This is a genomic window from Shewanella sp. SM29, assembly GCF_025654245.1.
In the GTDB taxonomy this organism is placed as follows: domain Bacteria; phylum Pseudomonadota; class Gammaproteobacteria; order Enterobacterales; family Shewanellaceae; genus Shewanella; species Shewanella oncorhynchi.
The window spans coordinates 90,144-107,659 of record NZ_JAKKRN010000004.1; the positions used below are offsets into that span (position 1 = coordinate 90,144).

General features: G+C 44.0%; 15 protein-coding genes and 1 pseudogene. 12 read left to right on the plus strand and 4 right to left on the minus strand.

The window, feature by feature from the left end; translation table 11 throughout:
• Window positions 1-85: 85 nt before the first annotated feature.
• Entirely contained in the window at window positions 86-1,030 is a 945-nt protein-coding gene (locus tag L5L77_RS03950; RefSeq protein ID WP_263222114.1) for a LysR family transcriptional regulator, read from the minus strand.
• A 94-nt stretch (window positions 1,031-1,124) separates the two neighbouring features.
• Here L5L77_RS03950 and L5L77_RS03955 point away from each other — a divergent pair, with 94 nt between their 5' ends.
• From L5L77_RS03955 to L5L77_RS03975, 5 genes and pseudogenes are all read left to right on the plus strand, one after another.
• Complete coding sequence (locus L5L77_RS03955) at window positions 1,125-2,183, plus strand: HlyD family secretion protein (protein ID WP_263222116.1); 1,059 nt, start codon at window positions 1,125-1,127, stop codon at window positions 2,181-2,183.
• A gap of 1 nt (window position 2,184) precedes the next feature.
• Window positions 2,185-3,813 carry a DHA2 family efflux MFS transporter permease subunit gene (locus L5L77_RS03960; protein WP_131524254.1) on the plus strand — a complete coding sequence of 543 codons (1,629 nt, stop codon included), beginning with the start codon at window positions 2,185-2,187 and terminating at the stop codon, window positions 3,811-3,813.
• 162 nt (window positions 3,814-3,975) lie between these two features.
• Window positions 3,976-4,431: a GNAT family N-acetyltransferase gene (locus L5L77_RS03965; protein ID WP_263163685.1), complete on the plus strand. Its 456-nt coding sequence runs from the start codon at window positions 3,976-3,978 to the stop codon at window positions 4,429-4,431.
• A 99-nt stretch (window positions 4,432-4,530) separates the two neighbouring features.
• A complete protein-coding gene (locus L5L77_RS03970) occupies window positions 4,531-4,857 on the plus strand; it encodes a putative quinol monooxygenase (protein WP_113939190.1) in 327 nt (108 codons plus the stop codon).
• Window positions 4,858-4,885: 28 nt separating this feature from the next.
• Window positions 4,886-4,984: pseudogene (locus tag L5L77_RS03975) on the plus strand (radical SAM protein); the annotation flags it as partial.
• Between the two features lie 273 nt (window positions 4,985-5,257).
• On the opposite strand, the gene L5L77_RS03980 reads toward L5L77_RS03975, so the two are convergent.
• Window positions 5,258-6,895, minus strand: coding sequence for a lactate permease LctP family transporter (locus L5L77_RS03980; protein ID WP_263222117.1), 1,638 nt, complete (start codon window positions 6,893-6,895; stop codon window positions 5,258-5,260).
• Between the two features lie 566 nt (window positions 6,896-7,461).
• Between L5L77_RS03980 and L5L77_RS03985 the strand changes: the two genes are divergently transcribed.
• The 4 genes from L5L77_RS03985 to L5L77_RS04000 all read left to right on the plus strand — a co-directional run bounded on the left by L5L77_RS03985 (window position 7,462) and on the right by L5L77_RS04000 (window position 10,595).
• The gene (locus tag L5L77_RS03985; RefSeq protein WP_113939188.1) at window positions 7,462-7,698 is read left to right on the plus strand and encodes a thioredoxin family protein; all 237 of its coding nucleotides are present in this window, start codon (window positions 7,462-7,464) and stop codon (window positions 7,696-7,698) included.
• 339 nt (window positions 7,699-8,037) lie between these two features.
• Window positions 8,038-8,907, plus strand: a complete 870-nt coding sequence (locus L5L77_RS03990; protein WP_263163682.1) for a DUF2927 domain-containing protein — start codon at window positions 8,038-8,040, stop codon at window positions 8,905-8,907.
• A 117-nt stretch (window positions 8,908-9,024) separates the two neighbouring features.
• Complete coding sequence (locus tag L5L77_RS03995; RefSeq protein ID WP_263163681.1) at window positions 9,025-10,464, plus strand: MBL fold metallo-hydrolase RNA specificity domain-containing protein; 1,440 nt, start codon at window positions 9,025-9,027, stop codon at window positions 10,462-10,464.
• Window positions 10,452-10,595 (plus strand): hypothetical protein, encoded by a 144-nt coding sequence (locus L5L77_RS04000; RefSeq protein WP_263222120.1) that lies wholly within the window; start codon window positions 10,452-10,454, stop codon window positions 10,593-10,595. The genes L5L77_RS03995 and L5L77_RS04000 overlap by 13 nt, the downstream gene beginning before the upstream one ends.
• Window positions 10,596-10,662: 67 nt before the next feature.
• Here the strand turns inward: L5L77_RS04000 and L5L77_RS04005 are convergent, their stop codons facing one another.
• Window positions 10,663-12,018 carry a flavohemoglobin expression-modulating QEGLA motif protein gene (locus L5L77_RS04005; RefSeq protein WP_263163680.1) on the minus strand — a complete coding sequence of 452 codons (1,356 nt, stop codon included), beginning with the start codon at window positions 12,016-12,018 and terminating at the stop codon, window positions 10,663-10,665.
• Window positions 12,019-12,559: 541 nt separating this feature from the next.
• A complete protein-coding gene (locus L5L77_RS04010) occupies window positions 12,560-12,736 on the minus strand; it encodes a PA3496 family putative envelope integrity protein (protein ID WP_006079984.1) in 177 nt (58 codons plus the stop codon).
• A 324-nt stretch (window positions 12,737-13,060) separates the two neighbouring features.
• On the opposite strand from L5L77_RS04010, the gene L5L77_RS04015 reads away from it, so the two are divergent.
• From L5L77_RS04015 to L5L77_RS04025, 3 genes are read left to right on the plus strand one after another with little or no spacing between them, the layout of a single operon-like run.
• Window positions 13,061-15,214: a CHASE domain-containing protein gene (locus L5L77_RS04015; protein ID WP_263222123.1), complete on the plus strand. Its 2,154-nt coding sequence runs from the start codon at window positions 13,061-13,063 to the stop codon at window positions 15,212-15,214.
• Window positions 15,211-15,645 (plus strand): response regulator, encoded by a 435-nt coding sequence (locus tag L5L77_RS04020; RefSeq protein WP_105250317.1) that lies wholly within the window; start codon window positions 15,211-15,213, stop codon window positions 15,643-15,645. Before L5L77_RS04015 ends, L5L77_RS04020 begins: the two co-directional genes overlap by 4 nt.
• A 9-nt stretch (window positions 15,646-15,654) precedes the next feature.
• Entirely contained in the window at window positions 15,655-17,370 is a 1,716-nt protein-coding gene (locus tag L5L77_RS04025) for a putative bifunctional diguanylate cyclase/phosphodiesterase (RefSeq protein WP_263184528.1), read from the plus strand.
• Window positions 17,371-17,516 lie beyond the last annotated feature (146 nt).

Consider the following 17,516-nt stretch of genomic DNA (forward strand, 5'->3'; position numbering starts at 1 on the left):
GGCAATTCTGACATAGAGGATTTATCCTCAAGGCAATGATTTACACTTTACAAAGTAACAATTGTTACTTTTTTGGGCGTTCGATTTATTCAGCTAGATCGGCATGGCCGATAAAATCAGGGACTTCTAAGACTTGCGATCCCCAACGTTTAAATAGGGAGCTATAGATGAATTCGATAAAGACGCGGTATTTTCGCGGTAGATACGCCCGCTGTGGATAGCTAAGCACTACCTTAGTTTGCACCATTGGATAGTCATCTAGTAGCGGGATTAAATCGCCTTTTTCTAATGCGACTTGGGCTATGATGGACGGCACCGCAGTGATCCCAAGCCCCGCAATGGCGGCCTCGCGAGCGAGGGTGACATTGTTTACCGTCAGTTGAGTCTTGGGCTCGGCGACAATCCAAGTTTTACCATCGAATAATTTCCACGCACCTTCGATATGCGCCGACTGCAAGCGAATCGCTTTATGTTTGGCTAAGTCCTGTGGCACTTTGGGTGTTCCATGGGCAGCTAAATAAGCTGGGCTTGCCATGAGCGATTTATGGGCGTTGACTAAGGCATAGCTTTGCAGGCGAGTGTCACCCGAATCGGCAATTTGAAATAACAGATCTATGCCTTCTTCTATTACATCAACCTTTCGATTGGTGAGTTCAGCCTCTATGGTGATTTCGGGATAAAGCGTTAAAAACTGCGCGAAAATCGGCCCTAAAAACAATTGGCCTAATTCAATTGGGCAGACAATTTTTAGATTGCCTTTAATCAATTGCTGTTGGGCGCTGAGCTGATTTTCGGCGCTCTGCAGATCGCTGAGGATCTTATTGATCCTGTTGTAATAACTCGATCCTGCTTCGGTGAGTTTTAGGGCTCTCGTGGTGCGAAAAAGCAGTTGTGTGCCGGTATCGGCTTCGAGCTCGGCTATCTTGCGACTGACGGTTGCCTTAGTGAGCCCAAGGGCTTTAGCTGCGCCAGTAAAGCTGCCTTGCTCGACCACTTGAGCGAAAATTTGCACGCGATTGAGATCCATCATTGTTACACCTGTGAAACAGTGGGTTGATTTTTTACTGACTAATAAACTTAGTGAGACAGTAGTACACTAGATATCACTAATCAAGGAGTCATTCATGTCCAAAAGTAAACTCATTATCGCCGTTCCACTGTTACTCGCTGCAGTTGCGGGAGGCGGTTATTACTGGTGGACACAGGTACGTTTTATCGAAACCACGGATAACGCTTATGTTGAGGCCGATATTTCCCATATCAGCGTGAAAGTGCCCGGCTACGTTGTGTTAAGCGATGTAACTGATAACCAGCATGTGCAAAAGGGTGAGTTATTAGCTCAGCTGGAAGATAACCAGTTTAGTGCCAAAGTAAGTCAAGCCGAAGCCTCACAGGCGAGTGCGAAGGCGGACTTGCAAACTTTAGCCGCAAAGGTGGAGTTGCAACGGGCTTTAATCACTCAAGCCAGCGCAGGTGTGGTAGCGGCAAAGGCTGATAAAATACGGGCACAACAACAATTGAGCCGTTCGAAAAAGCTCAAAGTCAGTAATTACAGCTCCCAAGATGATGTCGACCAACTACAGGCCGGATTTGATTCTGCCGCCGCCCGTCTCGATGAAGCTCAAGCCGTGCTAGTGGCAAAGCAACGGGAGTTAGCAGTTTTTAATGCCCAATTAGATCAGGCGGGCTCAGTAGTAGAGCAGGCCGATGCGACTTTAGAACTGGCGAAAATTCAATTAAATGATACCCGCGTGACCGCACCTTTTTCAGGGGTGATTGGTAAACGTGGCGCTATGGTGGGGCAGTATGTGCAACCCGGCCAAGCACTCTACAGTTTGGTTCCGGATGGGGCAGTGTGGATCACGGCGAACTTTAAAGAGACCCAGATCCAACATATGCAACCAGGACAGTCAGTGCAGGTCAGTCTCGATGCGTTTCCCGACAAAACCTTTATAGGTGTTATCGATAGTCTGTCACCGGCGTCCGGAGCCAAATTCAGTCTACTGCCGGCGGAAAACGCCACAGGTAACTTCACTAAAATCGTGCAGCGTATTCCCGTGCGTATTCGCTTAGATTTAACTGAGGAAGAAGCACACATGCTACCGGGCTTAAGTGCAGTCGTAAAAGTGGATACGGCATCTGAGTCATCAACATCGGCAATCGCTGCAAATACAGGTCCTTAGTATGAGCGCAACTGGCTCTATCACTGCGTCTGCCGATATGGAGGCGCAGGGCATCAGTGTACCTAGAAAGCCTACCGATTATGAGCGTGGCAGTCGCCGTTCATGGATTGCGGTATTTGGTGGTTTGATCGGCGCCTTTATGGCGATCCTCGATATTCAAATCACCAACGCATCGATGAAGGAGATTCAAGGCAGCCTTGGGGCAACGCTCGAAGAAGGCAGCTGGATTTCAACCGCGTATCTGGTTGCTGAGATGATCGCGATCCCGCTCTCTGGCTGGCTCAGCACAGGATTGTCGGTCAGGCGTTATCTGTTATGGACCACGGCTGCTTTTATCTTTGCTTCTGTGCTTTGCTCAATCGCGTGGAACTTAGAGGCCATGATCGCCTTTCGGGCGCTACAGGGCTTTTTTGGTGGTGCGCTTATTCCGTTAGCCTTTAGGCTTATTCTTGAGTTTTTACCCGATAACAAACGTGCTGTCGGCATGGCGTTATTTGGCGTGACTGCCACATTTGCGCCTTCAATCGGCCCGACCTTAGGCGGTTGGCTGACCGAGCAATTTAGCTGGCATTATCTGTTTTATATCAATGTGCCACCGGGTTTGTTGGTGATGGCCATGTTGGCCTACGGTTTAGAGAAGCAGTCGGTCGTTTGGGATAAGCTGAAGAATGTCGATCTGGCGGGCATAGTCACTATGGCGCTGGGGATGGGTTGCCTTGAAGTGGTGCTCGAAGAAGGTAACCGCAAGGACTGGTTTGGTTCAGAACTCATTCGTAATCTGGCCATTATTGCCGTCGTGAATCTGGTGTTGTTTGTTTGGATCCAGTTAAGGCGTAAAGAGCCGTTAGTGAATTTGCGCCTGCTCGGTAAGCGTGATTTTGTGCTCTCCACCGTGGCGTATTTTTTACTGGGGATGGCACTATTCGGCGCTATTTACTTGATCCCGCTTTATCTATCACAAGTCCATGATTACACACCGTTAGAGATTGGTGGCGTGATTATGTGGATGGGATTTCCGCAGCTATTGGTCTTGCCCTTAGTGCCGAAATTGATGGAGCGCTTCGATAGTCGTTATCTCGCTGCCTTTGGCTTTTTAATGTTCGCCATTAGCTATTACATGAATAGCCAGATGACCGCAGATTATGCCGGACCGCAGATGATCGCCTCGCAAGTAGTGCGGGCATTAGGTCAGCCTTTTATTCTGGTGCCAATTGGAATGCTTGCGACCATGCATTTAAAACCCCATGAAAATGCCTCGGCATCGACGGTATTAAACGTGATGCGTAACTTAGGTGGTGCTTTTGGTATCGCGCTGGTGGCGACCCTGACTGACACTTTGTCGCGCGGGCATTTGGCTCATATTAAGGAATCTTTACCCGCAGTGAGCACACAAGCACAGGATTATTTAACCCAAAGCGCAAGCATGTTGCAGGCGGGAGGTTCTGATCCCTATACCGCCGCCGCGCAGGCGAAAGCTTTACTGGGCAAAACCATGAGTCAGCAAGCTTATATTCAGGCCTATAACGATGTGTTTTACATCATGGGCGCTCTGCTACTCATCGCCGTATTCGCTGTGCTGCTGATCCGTAAACCGACAGGGCCTGTGGCCCACGATGCCATGGTTGAGTAATAACGTTTTTCGTTATCCTGTTGTTGCCATAGATTTCCCCAGATCTATTGGTTTGCGCAACAGTTTTGCGCCTTAGTCCTCACGGATTAAGGCGCTTTTTTATGGTCTTTATGCTGTGGTAGACTCAAAGCTCTTTTTCGATGATTTGCAGAGGGATATCGTTTGCAGTGGCAAAATCTTACATTTAATCAATTAAATGCCAATAGGCTATATGACATATTGAAGCTAAGAGTCGATGTGTTTGTGGTAGAGCAGGCCTGTGCGTATCCAGAGCTTGACGATAAGGATAGGCATCCAGAAACCCAGCATTTGATCGGTTTATCGCCAGACGGGGAACTGCTTGCCTACGCGCGTATTTTGCCGCCGGGGTTGAGTTATCTAGAGGCGAGTATCGGCCGTGTGGTGGTATCGCCAGCGGGTCGAGGCAAAGGGCTAGCCATGCCTTTAATGCAGCACGCCATCGAATCTGCACTGACGACATGGCCCGATGCGGGGATCCAAATTGGCGCCCAAGATTACCTCAAAGCTTTCTATCAAAAACTCGGCTTTGTCGCCTGCTCTGAGATGTACTTAGAAGATGGTATTCCCCATTTGGATATGCGCTACCAATCAGCATAAGCGGCTATCAATATGAGTTATCTACATCAATTATCAACATAAGCGATCAACAAAAGCTAGGCACATAAGTATTCAACATTAAGCCAATAAGGAACCGAGATGTCGACTTCAACGGACTATAGAATCAATCAACAGCAAATTGCCTGCGTGGCGAGTTTTCTGGCTAAAGAGGGCAAAACCGAAGCACTAATCGCTGCGCTCGCGAGCCTTATTCCTGATACGCGCCGCGAAGCGGGTTGTATTCGTTACGAACTCAATGTGAGCCGTGATGAACCACGCCGCGTGACGTTTGTAGAGAAGTTTGTCGATATTGCCGCCTTTGATGAGCACTGCGCTAAAGATGCGATTCAACACTATTTCCACCAAGTTATGCCCGAATTAGTCGAGTCATACCATGTGGAAACCTATCATCAAGTGATTGTTTAACCATGAGATAAACGATTAGGAGCTTGCAGTGTTGATTAACGCTATCGAGCCAGTATTTAGATCTCTATCCGAATGGATCTCATTGATACTGCAAGTGACTAATGGCCGCAGCTGGAACTATTGCACTTTAACTCTTTAGTGTTAAAGGGTGTATTAGTAAGGACAAGGTGAAGTTGCTGGCTTAAGTTGCATTTGCCATCAATGTACCGAGTAGTTATCTACGACAAGAATGACAACCTAGACTTTGATTGTATGACTTCACTGGGATTAATAAAGCTGCCTTGCTACTTTGCTTAATTGAACCCATTCGAATTTCATCGCAGAGTGAGTTTTATATCCATTCCAATCTAAAAAGCCGAGTGGTTTATCACTCGGCTTTTAATATATATTAGATATCGCTTTATTTAGTGAAAAACACTAATGTCCAAGGGACTACGTATGCTTGGAGTACTGTGATCACGCCAATGAAAGTACAGAAAAATAGACTGTGCTTTAGCGTAAAGCGGAAAAGATCTGACTCTTTACCTGCCAATCCCGTTGCAGCGCAAGCAACGGCAATAGATTGTGGCGAAATCATTTTGCCCGTTACACCTCCCGTAGTGTTTGCGGCGACTAATAACTCCGGTGTTACACCTATTTGGTTTGCTGTATTGGCTTGCAGCGCGCCAAATAGGGCATTTGATGAGGTGTCTGAACCTGTTAAAAACACACCTAACCAACCTAAGAATGGCGAGAAGAAGGGGAATGCTACGCCAGTGCCAGCGAGCACGAGTGCTAAGGTTGAAGATAGACCTGAATAGTTTGCAACAAAGGCAAATGCTAATACTAATCCAATCGACAATATCGGGAATTTTAATTCAATTAAAGTGTCTTTAAAGGATGTCAGTGCATTACTTACTGACATTTTAAGGACCACAATTGAGATCATTGCTGCGATTAAAATTGCAGTTCCAACAGCGCCCAATAAATTAAGTTTATATATTGCTGCATAAGGGGTTTCCTTAGCGACAATAGGCGCACTTTTGATAACGAGATTATGCAAATAAGGTACTTCAATACTGATAGTGGCAAAACTTAATGCCAGTTGTACATCTTTAAGACTCCACAGAGTTACAATTGCCGTGAGAATAATAAAGGGAGACCATGCTTTAAATATCTGGCTATTAGAAAAAGTAGATTTAGGGGTAGTAACTCTTTGTTTCATGCCTGAGAAAGTGAATATTTCTTTTGGTTGCCAGACGTTTAAAAATAACGTTAAACAAATTAGACTGACTAACGCCGAAGTAATATCGGGTAATTCGGGGCCGATAAAGTTTGAGGTTAAAAATTGGGTGATCGCAAATGAAACGCCTGCTACTAATGTTGCGGGCCAAGTTTGACGTATTCCCCTGATGCCATCCATCATTGCGATGAGCCAGAAGGGGACAATAATTGATAATATTGGCAACTGACGGCCAGCGAGTTGTCCAATATGGAATGGGTCTAGTGATGAAACCTGACCCGCTACGATAATTGGGATACCCATAGCTCCAAAGGCGACGGGTGCCGTATTTGCGATTAAGCAAAGTCCTGCTGCATACAATGGATTGAATCCAAGCCCGACAAGTAACGCAGCTGTAATAGCAACAGGTGCACCAAAACCCGCAGCACCTTCGAGGAAGGCTCCAAATGAAAAGCCAACCAATAGCATTTGTAATCGTTGATCTTCCGTGACTGAGATGACTGACGAGCGAATAACCTCAAATTGACCTGTTTTAACGGTGATTTTATATAAAAATACTGCGGTAATAATAATCCAAGCAATTGGCCATAGCCCATAACTAAAACCATATATAGCAGAAGCAAGCGCGATACTAATAGGCATTTTGTAGGCGAGTATCGCGACTGCTAAGGCAATTAATAAGGTTAATGCCCCAGCGATATAGCCTTTAAGTTTTAACACAGTTAAGGCTAGGAAGAAAAACACAATAGGCAGTAAAGCAACCATTGCGGTTAGCCACAAGCTACCGAGTGGCGTGTATGTTTGGGTCCAGGTCATAGGGTGGTTTCCGTATTGTTATAATATGTTGATAAATCGTGTCGCAGTCGCAACATAGCAGATACTAGTGTTTAGTGATGTAGGATCAATCTTAAATGTTGCAATAAGTGATATGGGTCACGAGATGTGTGGATAAATGATGACGGGGAAATACCTGAATAATAATCAAGTAAAATATTGATTGTTTTAGCTATATTCACCAAACATCTAATTTAGGTTGTATTAATATTTGTTGTGTTATCAAGATTATTTTTTTGAGTCGTGAAATTAACTAGAGTATTGTGATTTTATGAAAAACTAGGCTGTACTTTTTTAGTTTTTTGGTAGTGTTTATAACAGATGGTTTATAAATATTTGTTTATATTTATATATAGAAATTAATAGCAATCAATGCAATGCAACTAATAATGCAGTTATCTTATTGTGGCCTGAATTGAGCTATAGATGTTGCCATACTCTTGTCTATGAGTTTGCTTGGCTGGAAATTTACCTTGCTATATGTGGCTGCGAGTATGACAGTAGGTTGAAATTTTTAATTTTGCAGCACAGTTCGTTAAGGAAGTAACATGAAACAAGTCAAAGTATTAGGCAGTGGTTGCGCTAAATGTAGCAAAACCGCTGAGATGATTGCGGACATATCAGAAGAAATGGGTGTGGATGTTATTGTAAAAAAGGACACAGATCCTCAAAGCCTATTGAAATTTAAAGTGATGAAAACCCCAGCGGTAGTGATCGATGGTGAGCTCGTACATAGCGGCTCAGTACCGACGCGCGATGAAGTTGAGGGGTGGTTAAGGGACTAGAGCTCGCTGAATAGTTGCACGGATTATGCTCGTTAGAAAGCGCTTAAGCTAAAAATGCACACCATTGTCATCCTGAATCCTTGGCAATGGTGGTGTAATATCATCAGTATACGATTAATGATCGTTAAATATAATTTGTTTAAAAACAATGTATTGATGCTTTGTGTAGTAATTTTATTATGGGGTTTTATTGGCTACGGTTTAGTCGGCATTGCATTATCTGGGCGAGTTTATTAAGTCTATGTCGTAGGAGATTGTTTGCAGATTTCGACTTCTTTTATCAGTATCACTGCTATGATTTTGATTCAGTGACCTCGTCAAGTTGCGGGATGAGTGCCAATGCAAAAGTGGCTTAGGGTATTAACACGTTTCTACAGTTGGTTATTTTTTACTGCACGTCTGTTTCGTTTAGGGCTTTTTCTAACGCTAAGTTTATTAGCTTTACCTTTATTTGCTGCTCAAACATCTCCCGGATTAACCCAAGTATTAACGCCCGCTACGGATTGGAAAAACTCCGCTTATATCACCCAAGCATTTAGTGAAGTCGCCCTACAAAATGAGTATGACCTTGCTAAACATAGCGTGCGTAAGTGGCGCATACCGGTACGAGTGTTTATTGAGCATCAAGTGGGTGATAAGGCGCTGCACACTCAATTAGTGTTGATGCACTTAACACACTTAGGCAAGATCACCGGCCTCGATATTCAACGGGTAGATACGCTCTCTGAGGCGAATCTGCACTTAGTGTTTACCCGTCAATCCCTATGGGCAAGTGAGGTGATGCGCTTAATGGGACCGAGCTCGGCGAAAAATGTCCATGGCTCTGTGTGTATGGCAAAGTTTGCTCTCAATTCACGGCAAGAGATTGAACGTGCTTGGATTATTATTCCTGTAGATCAAGCCAAAATGCACGGTAAGTTAGTGGCTTGCGTAGTGGAAGAGATTACTCAAGTGCTTGGTTTACCTAATGATTCAGAGAAAGTATTTCCCTCCATCTTTAACGACAAAACCCCGCAGGACTTACTCACCGGGCTCGATTTTATTTTGCTTAAATTACTCTATAGCCCAAGTATTAGCGCTGGAATGACGGCCGCAGAAGTCAAACAGCCTTTGCAGATCTTGCTCGAACAATGGCTGCGCGATGGCACTATTGCTAGCGCTGGCAAAACGGTACGTCAAGGTCAGTTGTACCCATTGTTAGGTTATTGATGACTAAGCATTACAGCTAAAGTTGACATTGCTCGCACGTGACTAATTAATCCTTTTTGTTTTAGGAATAAGGGCATAGTCTATCTTTATATGAGATAAACACCTTGGAGGGACACCATGCGAATGACATTGCAGTTTTTAGGGGCGACAGCGGAAGTGACAGGTTCGTGTCATTTACTCTCGGTTGATCATGAACACTTATTGCTCGACTGTGGTTTGATCCAAGGTGGTAAATCTGATGAGTTGCGTAATCATGATCCCTTCGCATTTGATCCTGAGTCTATTTCTGCTGTCGTGCTTAGCCATGCCCATATCGATCATTCTGGGCGTTTACCACTCTTAGTCAAAGCGGGTTTTGATGGGCCTATCTACACCCATAAAGCCACGGCAGAGCTGTGCGCTATCATGCTCAAAGATGCGGCTATGCTGCAGACCCGCGATACCGAAAGAGTCAATAAAAAGCGTGCTAAACATGATCTTGAACCCCTAGAACCGCTATTCACCGTTGAAGATGCTGAACTCGCGATAACTCAATTTGTACCATTGGAATATGGTCAAGTGACTCGGGTTATTCCCCATGTGGATATTTGCCTCTCAGATGCAGGGCATATTTTAGGTTCCGCCTTAGTCGAGTTGTGGTTAGGTGAGGGCAAATCCCAGAAGAAAATCGTCTTCAGTGGCGATCTTGGCCGTGCAGGTATGCCGATTTTACGTAATCCTACCTTAGTGGATACGGCAGATTTAGTCTTAATGGAAAGCACCTATGGCAATCGTTTTCACCGCAGTTGGACGGATACCTTAGCTGAATTGAAAGCCATTTTTGCTAAGACAGTCAACGAGAGCCAAGGCAATATATTGCTCCCTGCTTTTTCGGTTGGACGAGCACAGGAGTTATTATATCTATTTCATTTATATGCTAAAGAATGGGATCTCGGCCGTTGGAAAATCTGCCTAGATAGTCCGATGGCAATTGAGGCGACCCGCGTTTACGTTAATAATTATCCGCTGATGGATGAGGACTTTAAACGCTTTACCCGCCAACATCCTGGGCAGCATCCGCTGTTGTCGAATGTCGAATTTATCCAAACGACCGAAGAGTCGATAGCGCTGAACGACGTGCATAAGGGATTGATCATTATCGCAGGGAGCGGCATGTGTAACGGTGGACGTATTCGTAGCCACTTAGAGCATAATCTATGGCGCCCAGAATGTGATGTGATTATTTGTGGTTATCAAGCGCTTGGAACACCGGGGCGCGCCCTCGTCGATGGCGCTGAGGAACTGTCTATTCATGGTAACAGCATTAAAGTAGCGGCTACGTTACACACAGTGGGTGGACTTTCAGCCCATGCGGATCAAGCAGAGTTATTACGTTGGTATCACCATTTTGAAGGCCAGCCGCCGTTAATTTTAGTCCATGGAGAACCCGAGGCGCAGCATGGATTAGTCGATGTGATTAACCAAGATCCTCAGACTAAACCAAAGGCTATAGCAATTGCGACCCAGGGTGATCGATTGGATTTAAATGCACTGCCGCAGTTAGTGTGGAAGCCTTAAAAGAGTTGAAAGTACAAGTTCAAAAGTTGGGTGGAAATGCCATTATTTTCTACACGTGTGGCAAAGCGAGTTATCCTGCCTGTGAGTTGTATTTTGAATGTAATGGTGAAGGTTTTTCTATCGAAGATTAGTGTTTAGTTTTATAAAAAGCTCACATAGTTGTGAGCTTTTTTATTTTAAATCAATCAGGTTACTGTATTAGTCCGAGTTGTTGTCAAATTCAGTATCATCGAGTAACTCAAAGGCGGGGACGACATTCGGTACGTCTTTAAATAAGCGAGTGAAATGGCGCTGTACACCTTTCAAATCGATTCCTGCTAAACCTGATGCAAAACCAAACCAAGCATAAAGGCCACTAAAGTTATCAAACATGGGCGGTAGATATTTAGGCGTAGTCAGAATGCCCTCTTGGCAAGCTTGGTATAACACGGGGATATCTTCGATCGCCAATTTACCGAGGAATAGCATAGGGATGAGTTCAGGAAGGCCTGAGGTTATGGCGCTGCGGATAAAGTTAATGTTTTCCACATAGCCACGTACATAGGAAATATCCTTAGTGAAGAAACTGCCGCCTTCCACCATACCCCCACGGAAAACCCTTTGGGTGACACGGTAACTGTCTGTCGCACTTAGATTCAATCCTCTGAAATAATTGAATACCTCTATAAAGTCAGCACCATTTTCAGCCATATCGACCGCGGCAACACGGTCACTAATTCGCCGAGCCCGTCCTGGATTTGAGCTTAGCGTCAGCATTTCCAGTAAAACGGCTAGACCTTCTTGGGTTGCTGCTACGCGCGGAGAACCGACACTGAGCCAAGTGGCGTGGGGTTGAGCTCGGCCGTTTAGCGTCGTGCCAACATGCACCCAACCTTCGTGAACTTCATATACATTAAGATCCGATTCGCTGAACATTGCTTTGCTATTGAGCTTAACAGTGTCGCCACCGACTGCAGCGTCAGAGACGATACCGTCACTAAGGCGTACACGCATATCATCGCTATGGAAGTACTTTTCTAAACGTTGGCTGAGAACGTTAACCGCTTCTGGCGCGCTAATAATTTTAGGGTGGTGTTTATTCATGTGCCTCGCCGCGGGCAGCGAGAAAATGTAGCTGAGTTTATCGCCTAACTGGCGCAAGGTATGGCGATCGCCATGCAGTTTATGGCTAGCACTGCCGTACAATTCTTGGCTGAGCTTACCAAAGGTTGGCGTGCCTCTGCTCCCCAACATATCAATGACAAGGCGATACTGATCGACGTTTGCCACTAATATCTTGCCGAGTTTGTCTCGTTTACCCAAACGTCTATGGATGTCCTGTTTTAGGGAGGCTAGCTCAGCTTGGGTTTTAACAGGATCAAAAGGTAAAGCAATGTTTTGATAAAACTCTTGCTTGATAGCCGGAAGTACCGTGCCCTTATTGGAGAGAAAACGTTCCTCCATTTCCCGCGGCCATTTAATGGCATCTAAAATTTTTATTGGCGTTTGAATGCGAATTAATTCATCGGAAAAACGGCGTAGATCTTGTTGATATTGGGCTAACGACTCAGACATTCCCGTATATCCTGCAGGTAATTTCAGCGAGAGAGATGTGGCTAATCATAGCCTTAAACCTCATTTATTCATATTGATTCGCAGGCTAGCTGAGAAAATATACCGATTAAATAAATTAGCTGTTATCGATTTTGTGAATCATTTTGGTGCACTTGTTACAATTCTAGCGCTATGTCTATGGGACATAAATAAGTAACCATCTGTTTAATAATATTTTATTGATATGACATTAAAGCTGCTTTGTTCTTGATATAGAAATAGATTGATTGGAGCAAAGCATGACAGCGATGAGTTATTTGAGTGTGTTCAGGCTGAATGCTTGTTAATCAAAACTCAAGCCGACAAGAGTGGTAAAAATGACTGTGATGACGCGATATTAAATCTGGAGGTTAGTGAGCTAAAGCAGAGTCACACCCAGCATTATTGGCTGGGTGAGATATTCGATTTTAGTGGGCCAAAACTCAGCGAGTTCGAAACAAATGATCACCGACTGAGATCATCATCCCATCATTTTGACCACTAGATAGCGAGATAGAATTGGCTAGAAAAAATCGTCATCTCCTAATGCACGTTTTAACTCCGCCCGCTCGAGGTAGTCTTCTAAACGCTTTTTGACTTCGCGTCTATGCTGCATTGCCTCGGCGGCTTTGCTGTTTCTTGGTGTGGTCATTGCCTCAAGTTCAGTATCGTTGGGCACGACTTCAGTAATATGAGCCATAACGAATTCCTCTTGTTGTTCCTAACGACTTTCTAACTAAAAAGAGTATGGTAGAAAAGCAAATAATTTTGTGAGTTAGGGTGAAAAATTCTTCCCGTGAGTCGGATGATTCAGCTTACTGCTGTTTGGCGTAGGCCCGAGACAGCAATTGAATATTTGATTAATTTAGTTTTTGCTTATTTTGTGATTAAGAGCACTGTATAGTCATAGATATATTCGGGTTAATTCCGAGTTAAATAGTAGGATAAACTTGAATTTAGTCATAATTACAACAACACTTGTACCAGTGTTTGTTGTTAATCGTTTGCTAGGGAATTGGCTTACATGGACAAGGATCAGTTTTCTAAATCACTCCCCCCATCTAATAATATCTACTTTAGCGTGCTGAGCTCTAGCTGGCTGATGATAGTGGCAGCCTTACTTTTCATGGGGATCTCTTGGTATGTGCTTGAGCAATATCTTAGGGACAGAGGTGAAGAGCGTTTCGAAAATAGCGTTCAAGAATTAACAGAAGCCGTAAATCGCAGAATGCTTGCCTATGAACAAGTCTTACGTGGTGGCGTTGGCTTATTATTATCGTCGAGTAATGTGACACGTCAGGAATGGCAAACTTATGTCATCAATGCTCATTTATCTGAGTATTACCCTGGTTTTCAAGGTTTTGGCTATGCTCAGTTACTTAAGCCTGACACATTAGATGCCCACGTCCAACAAGTTCAGGCCGAAGGCTTTAAAGACTATAAAGTGTACCCAGAAGGAGTTCGTGATCAGTATTGTGTGATCTTGTATTTAGAACCTTTTGATTGGCGCAATCAAAGAGCTTTTGGTTATGACATGTGCTCCGAGGCTAATCGGCGCAAAGCCATAGAGCACGCCATTAGCACTGGTCAGCCAACTATTTCTGGCAAGGTCGCCTTAGTGCAAGATACGCCCGAAGATGCTAAAGCGGGTTTTTTGATGTATTTGCCAATTTATCAAGGGATTGTGGCAACGGAGGCAGAGCGGAAACAGCAGGCGATTGGACTCGTGTATGCGGCGTTTAGGATGGACGACCTCATGCAAGGAATTATGGGGGATCGATTCTCAGGTTTGAAGCTCGCCATTTATGAAAGCCCGCAGGCAAATGCCGACAGTTTAATGTTTACTAGTAGTAAAGTTCTGCCAAATCAAAAAGATGTGTTTTATCAGTCACAGACCGACTTGATTGGCGGTAGGCAGTGGCGCTTGGACATTTCATCACAATCGCGTTTTATCTCAAGATCGGAAGAGACCCAAGGTATCTGGCTGCAATTTATCGGTTGTGCATTCATTTTGGCGCTGTTTTATTCTGTGTTAATTATGGCGCGTAATCGATATAAGGAGTCTTTACTGACTTCAGAGTTAATTGCTAACGAAAAACGCTTTAGATTAGTAATTGAAGCCTCTCCAAGTGCGCTATTTATGGTGGATAAATCTGGATTTATTACTTTAGTGAATACCCATGCTGAACGTTTGTTCGGCTATACCAGAGACGAGTTACTCGGTCGTTCCATCAATATGTTATTGCCCGAAACCCTAAGGGATGCTCATCAGCAGCACATGAGTAACTATTTAGTGCAGCCTATTGCGAAAAATATGTCGATGCGGGATGACCTGTTTGGCTGTTGTAAAGATGGCAGTCGACTCGCAATTGAAGTGGGGTTGACGCCTATTCATTTTAGTAATGGCATTTCTATTCTCGCGACAATTAACAATGTCTCTGAACGTAAACGTATTGAAGTTCAGCGTGCAGAACATATGCTTGAGCTTGAGCGTATCAATCAAGAATTAGACAGGTTCGCCTATATTGCTTCCCATGATTTGAAATCCCCCTTACGTGGTATCGAGCAGCTAACCTCTTGGTTATCTGAGGATTTAGTCGATAACACCAATGAAAATGTACAGAAATACCTAGGGCTTATCCAAAGTCGTATTCATCGAATGGTGTTATTACTCGATGGACTATTGATGTTTTCTCGGATTGGTCGTGTCGATACCGAAACCACTGAAGTGAAAAGTCGGCAATTGGTTGAAGACATGTTTGCGCTCGTCGCGCCGCCACAGGGATTTGAATTAGTCCTAAAAGGTGAATTTCCGAATTTTTATACCGTAAGACCATTGTTGGAATTAGTTATACGAAATTTAATCAGTAACGCCATAAAACATCATGACTTAGGTACAGGTGTGATTACGGTTTCATGTGAGGCGTTTGATCAGCAGTATCGATTCAGTGTGATAGATGATGGTCCGGGGATATCAAGCTCATATCATGAAAAAGTCTTCGAGATTTTTCAAACACTTAAACCAAGGGATGAAGTTGAAGGCAGTGGTTTAGGCTTATCACTTGTGAGGAAAACGGTTGAAAGTTTAGGTGGAGAGATTCAGCTTAAATCGCAGGGCCGAGGTTGTTGTTTTTGCTTTAGTTGGCCTAAGCAAATAGTGAAAAAGGAGCTTCTATGAGCGCAGCAAATCACTATCAACAGGTCACCATTTTATTGGTTGATGACGATGACGTGGATTACATGGCCGTGCAGCGGGCGATGAGACAATTGAGGTTACTCAATCCCTTAGTGCGTGCTCGGGATGGGATCGAAGCATTAACTATTCTAACGAGTTTAGACACGATCAAAGGTCCGTATCTTATTTTGCTGGATCTTAATATGCCAAGAATGAATGGGTTTGAGTTCCTTGAGCGAATACGTTCAGATCCTTCTCTTTCTTCGTCTGTCGTTTTTATGCTCACCACGTCGAGTACCGATGAAGATAGGATGAAAGCCTATAGCCATCATGTGGCTGGTTATATGGTTAAAACTGATATGAAAGATGGTTTTAACAATATTTTTAATATGCTTGAAGGTTACTGGCGAATAGTGGAGCTCCCATCCGCATAAGGTGAGTATATGGATTTACTACTGATCGATGATGATGAAGTTGATAGAACTGCGATCATCCGAGCACTCAGACAGTCAAAGTTGACTTTTAATGTGGTCGAAGCAAATTGTGCATTTGATGGTTTAAATCTCGCATTAGAACGTCATTTTGACGGTATTCTATTGGATTATTTATTACCCGATGCTAATGGCTTAGAAGTGTTGATCAAGCTCAATGCCATGACGCAAGATCAGACCGTAGTCGTTATGCTGAGTCGCTATGAAGATGAGAAACTGGCTCAGCGCTGTATTGAACTAGGCGCGCAGGACTTCTTGCTTAAAGATGAGGTCAACTCGCGGATACTAACCCGTGCAATTCGTTATGCGAAACAAAGATCTTCAATGGCGTTGGCGTTACGTAATAGCCACCAAAAACTAAAAGAGCTAGCTGAACACGATTCGTTGACTAAGCTGGTTAATCGCTATGGTTTTGAACTTTGTCTTAATCGAGCGATAGCAAGGGCCAAACGTTGTCACGACTATTTAGCCGTTATCTTACTCGATTTAGATGATTTTAAAGCGATCAATGACACTCTAGGCCATCAGACGGGGGATATTCTTTTAGTTAAAGTAGCCGCTCGATTAAGTGAAGTACTAAGAGATGGCGACATTATTGCCCGTTTAGGTGGGGACGAATTTGTCGTGCTAGTCACTGATAATGATTATAAATATTTCCCTATGATTGTGGCTAATCGATTGCTCAAAGTGTTTGAGGACGTGTTTTGTCTCGGTGATAACGATGTGCTTATTGGTGCCAGTATCGGTGTGGCTTTTTATAATGAAGCGGCTTCGAATAGTTCTGAGCTGATGAAATGTGCCGATATTGCCATGTATCGCGCTAAAAAAATGGGCCGAAACCAGATTCAGTTCTACTCAGAAGCTTTAGATAAAGAGGTACGTTACCGTAATCATATCGAGTCGAGTTTGCGTACTGCCTTAAAAAGAAATGAATTTAAGGTTCATTATCAAGCGCAAGTGAATGCGAAAACCCATCAGCTGGTGGGGATGGAAGCCCTCGTCCGTTGGCAGCATCCTGTGGATGGTATTATCGCCCCAGATCAGTTTTTACCCATAGCCGAAGAGATAGGATTAATGGAGGACATTGATGATTGGGTGCTTGAACAAGCCTGTATTCAGGCACAGGTTTGGTTAACCCAATTACAGCCAACAGGGAGAGAATTTACCATTGCCGTTAACCTGTCTGCATCGCAAATTGGAAATGAGAACCTGTTTGATAAAATAGCGAGTACGCTGACTAAGACAGGACTTCCTGCTGTAGCATTAGAGCTTGAAATTACTGAAAATTGCCTTATTGAAGATCCCCATGAACATGCCAAAATGCTCGATAGAATCGCCGAGTTAGGGGTGCGTTTTGCCCTCGATGATTTTGGGACGGGTTTTTCGTCCTTAGAACATATCAAATTGTTTCCCATTAGCGTGCTGAAAATCGATAAAAGCTTTGTCGCTTCCTATGATAAGGATGATAAAGACACTTGTTTGCTCGCTGCATTACTTAACTTCGCCCATGGGTTTAATGTCATATCAGTAGCTGAGGGCGTTGAAACGATTGAGCAGGCTGAGTTTTGCACTTCTCGCCATTGTACTGTATTACAAGGTTATTTGTTTTCTCGTCCCTTAGATGCAACGGAGTTTGAGGCTAAGTATATTCTGCCGCTGTTAACTTAAACCGAGTTCCGAGTGTGATAGGTCTTGAAGTATTTCATTAGCATAATGATTTCGTCTGGTGAGGAATATTTTCTTGCTTTACACTGAGCAATAGACAAATATCAGCCCCTTTTTCTGTCGCTGTGCTTTTGGTGCCGCAGAACGGT

What these genes read in the sequence shown, in the direction of transcription:
- L5L77_RS03950 (WP_263222114.1), bottom strand. Translation starts at nt 1,030, where the DNA reads ATGATGGATCTCAATCGCGTGCAAATTTTCGCTCAAGTGGTCGAGCAA.
- L5L77_RS03955 (WP_263222116.1), top strand. Translation starts at nt 1,125, where the DNA reads ATGTCCAAAAGTAAACTCATTATCGCCGTTCCACTGTTACTCGCTGCA.
- L5L77_RS03960 (WP_131524254.1), top strand. Translation starts at nt 2,185, where the DNA reads ATGAGCGCAACTGGCTCTATCACTGCGTCTGCCGATATGGAGGCGCAG.
- L5L77_RS03970 (WP_113939190.1), top strand. Translation starts at nt 4,531, where the DNA reads ATGTCGACTTCAACGGACTATAGAATCAATCAACAGCAAATTGCCTGC.
- L5L77_RS03980 (WP_263222117.1), bottom strand. Translation starts at nt 6,895, where the DNA reads ATGACCTGGACCCAAACATACACGCCACTCGGTAGCTTGTGGCTAACC.
- L5L77_RS03985 (WP_113939188.1), top strand. Translation starts at nt 7,462, where the DNA reads ATGAAACAAGTCAAAGTATTAGGCAGTGGTTGCGCTAAATGTAGCAAA.
- L5L77_RS03990 (WP_263163682.1), top strand. Translation starts at nt 8,038, where the DNA reads ATGCAAAAGTGGCTTAGGGTATTAACACGTTTCTACAGTTGGTTATTT.
- L5L77_RS03995 (WP_263163681.1), top strand. Translation starts at nt 9,025, where the DNA reads ATGCGAATGACATTGCAGTTTTTAGGGGCGACAGCGGAAGTGACAGGT.
- L5L77_RS04005 (WP_263163680.1), bottom strand. Translation starts at nt 12,018, where the DNA reads ATGTCTGAGTCGTTAGCCCAATATCAACAAGATCTACGCCGTTTTTCC.
- L5L77_RS04010 (WP_006079984.1), bottom strand. Translation starts at nt 12,736, where the DNA reads ATGGCTCATATTACTGAAGTCGTGCCCAACGATACTGAACTTGAGGCA.
- L5L77_RS04015 (WP_263222123.1), top strand. Translation starts at nt 13,061, where the DNA reads ATGGACAAGGATCAGTTTTCTAAATCACTCCCCCCATCTAATAATATC.
- L5L77_RS04020 (WP_105250317.1), top strand. Translation starts at nt 15,211, where the DNA reads ATGAGCGCAGCAAATCACTATCAACAGGTCACCATTTTATTGGTTGAT.
- L5L77_RS04025 (WP_263184528.1), top strand. Translation starts at nt 15,655, where the DNA reads ATGGATTTACTACTGATCGATGATGATGAAGTTGATAGAACTGCGATC.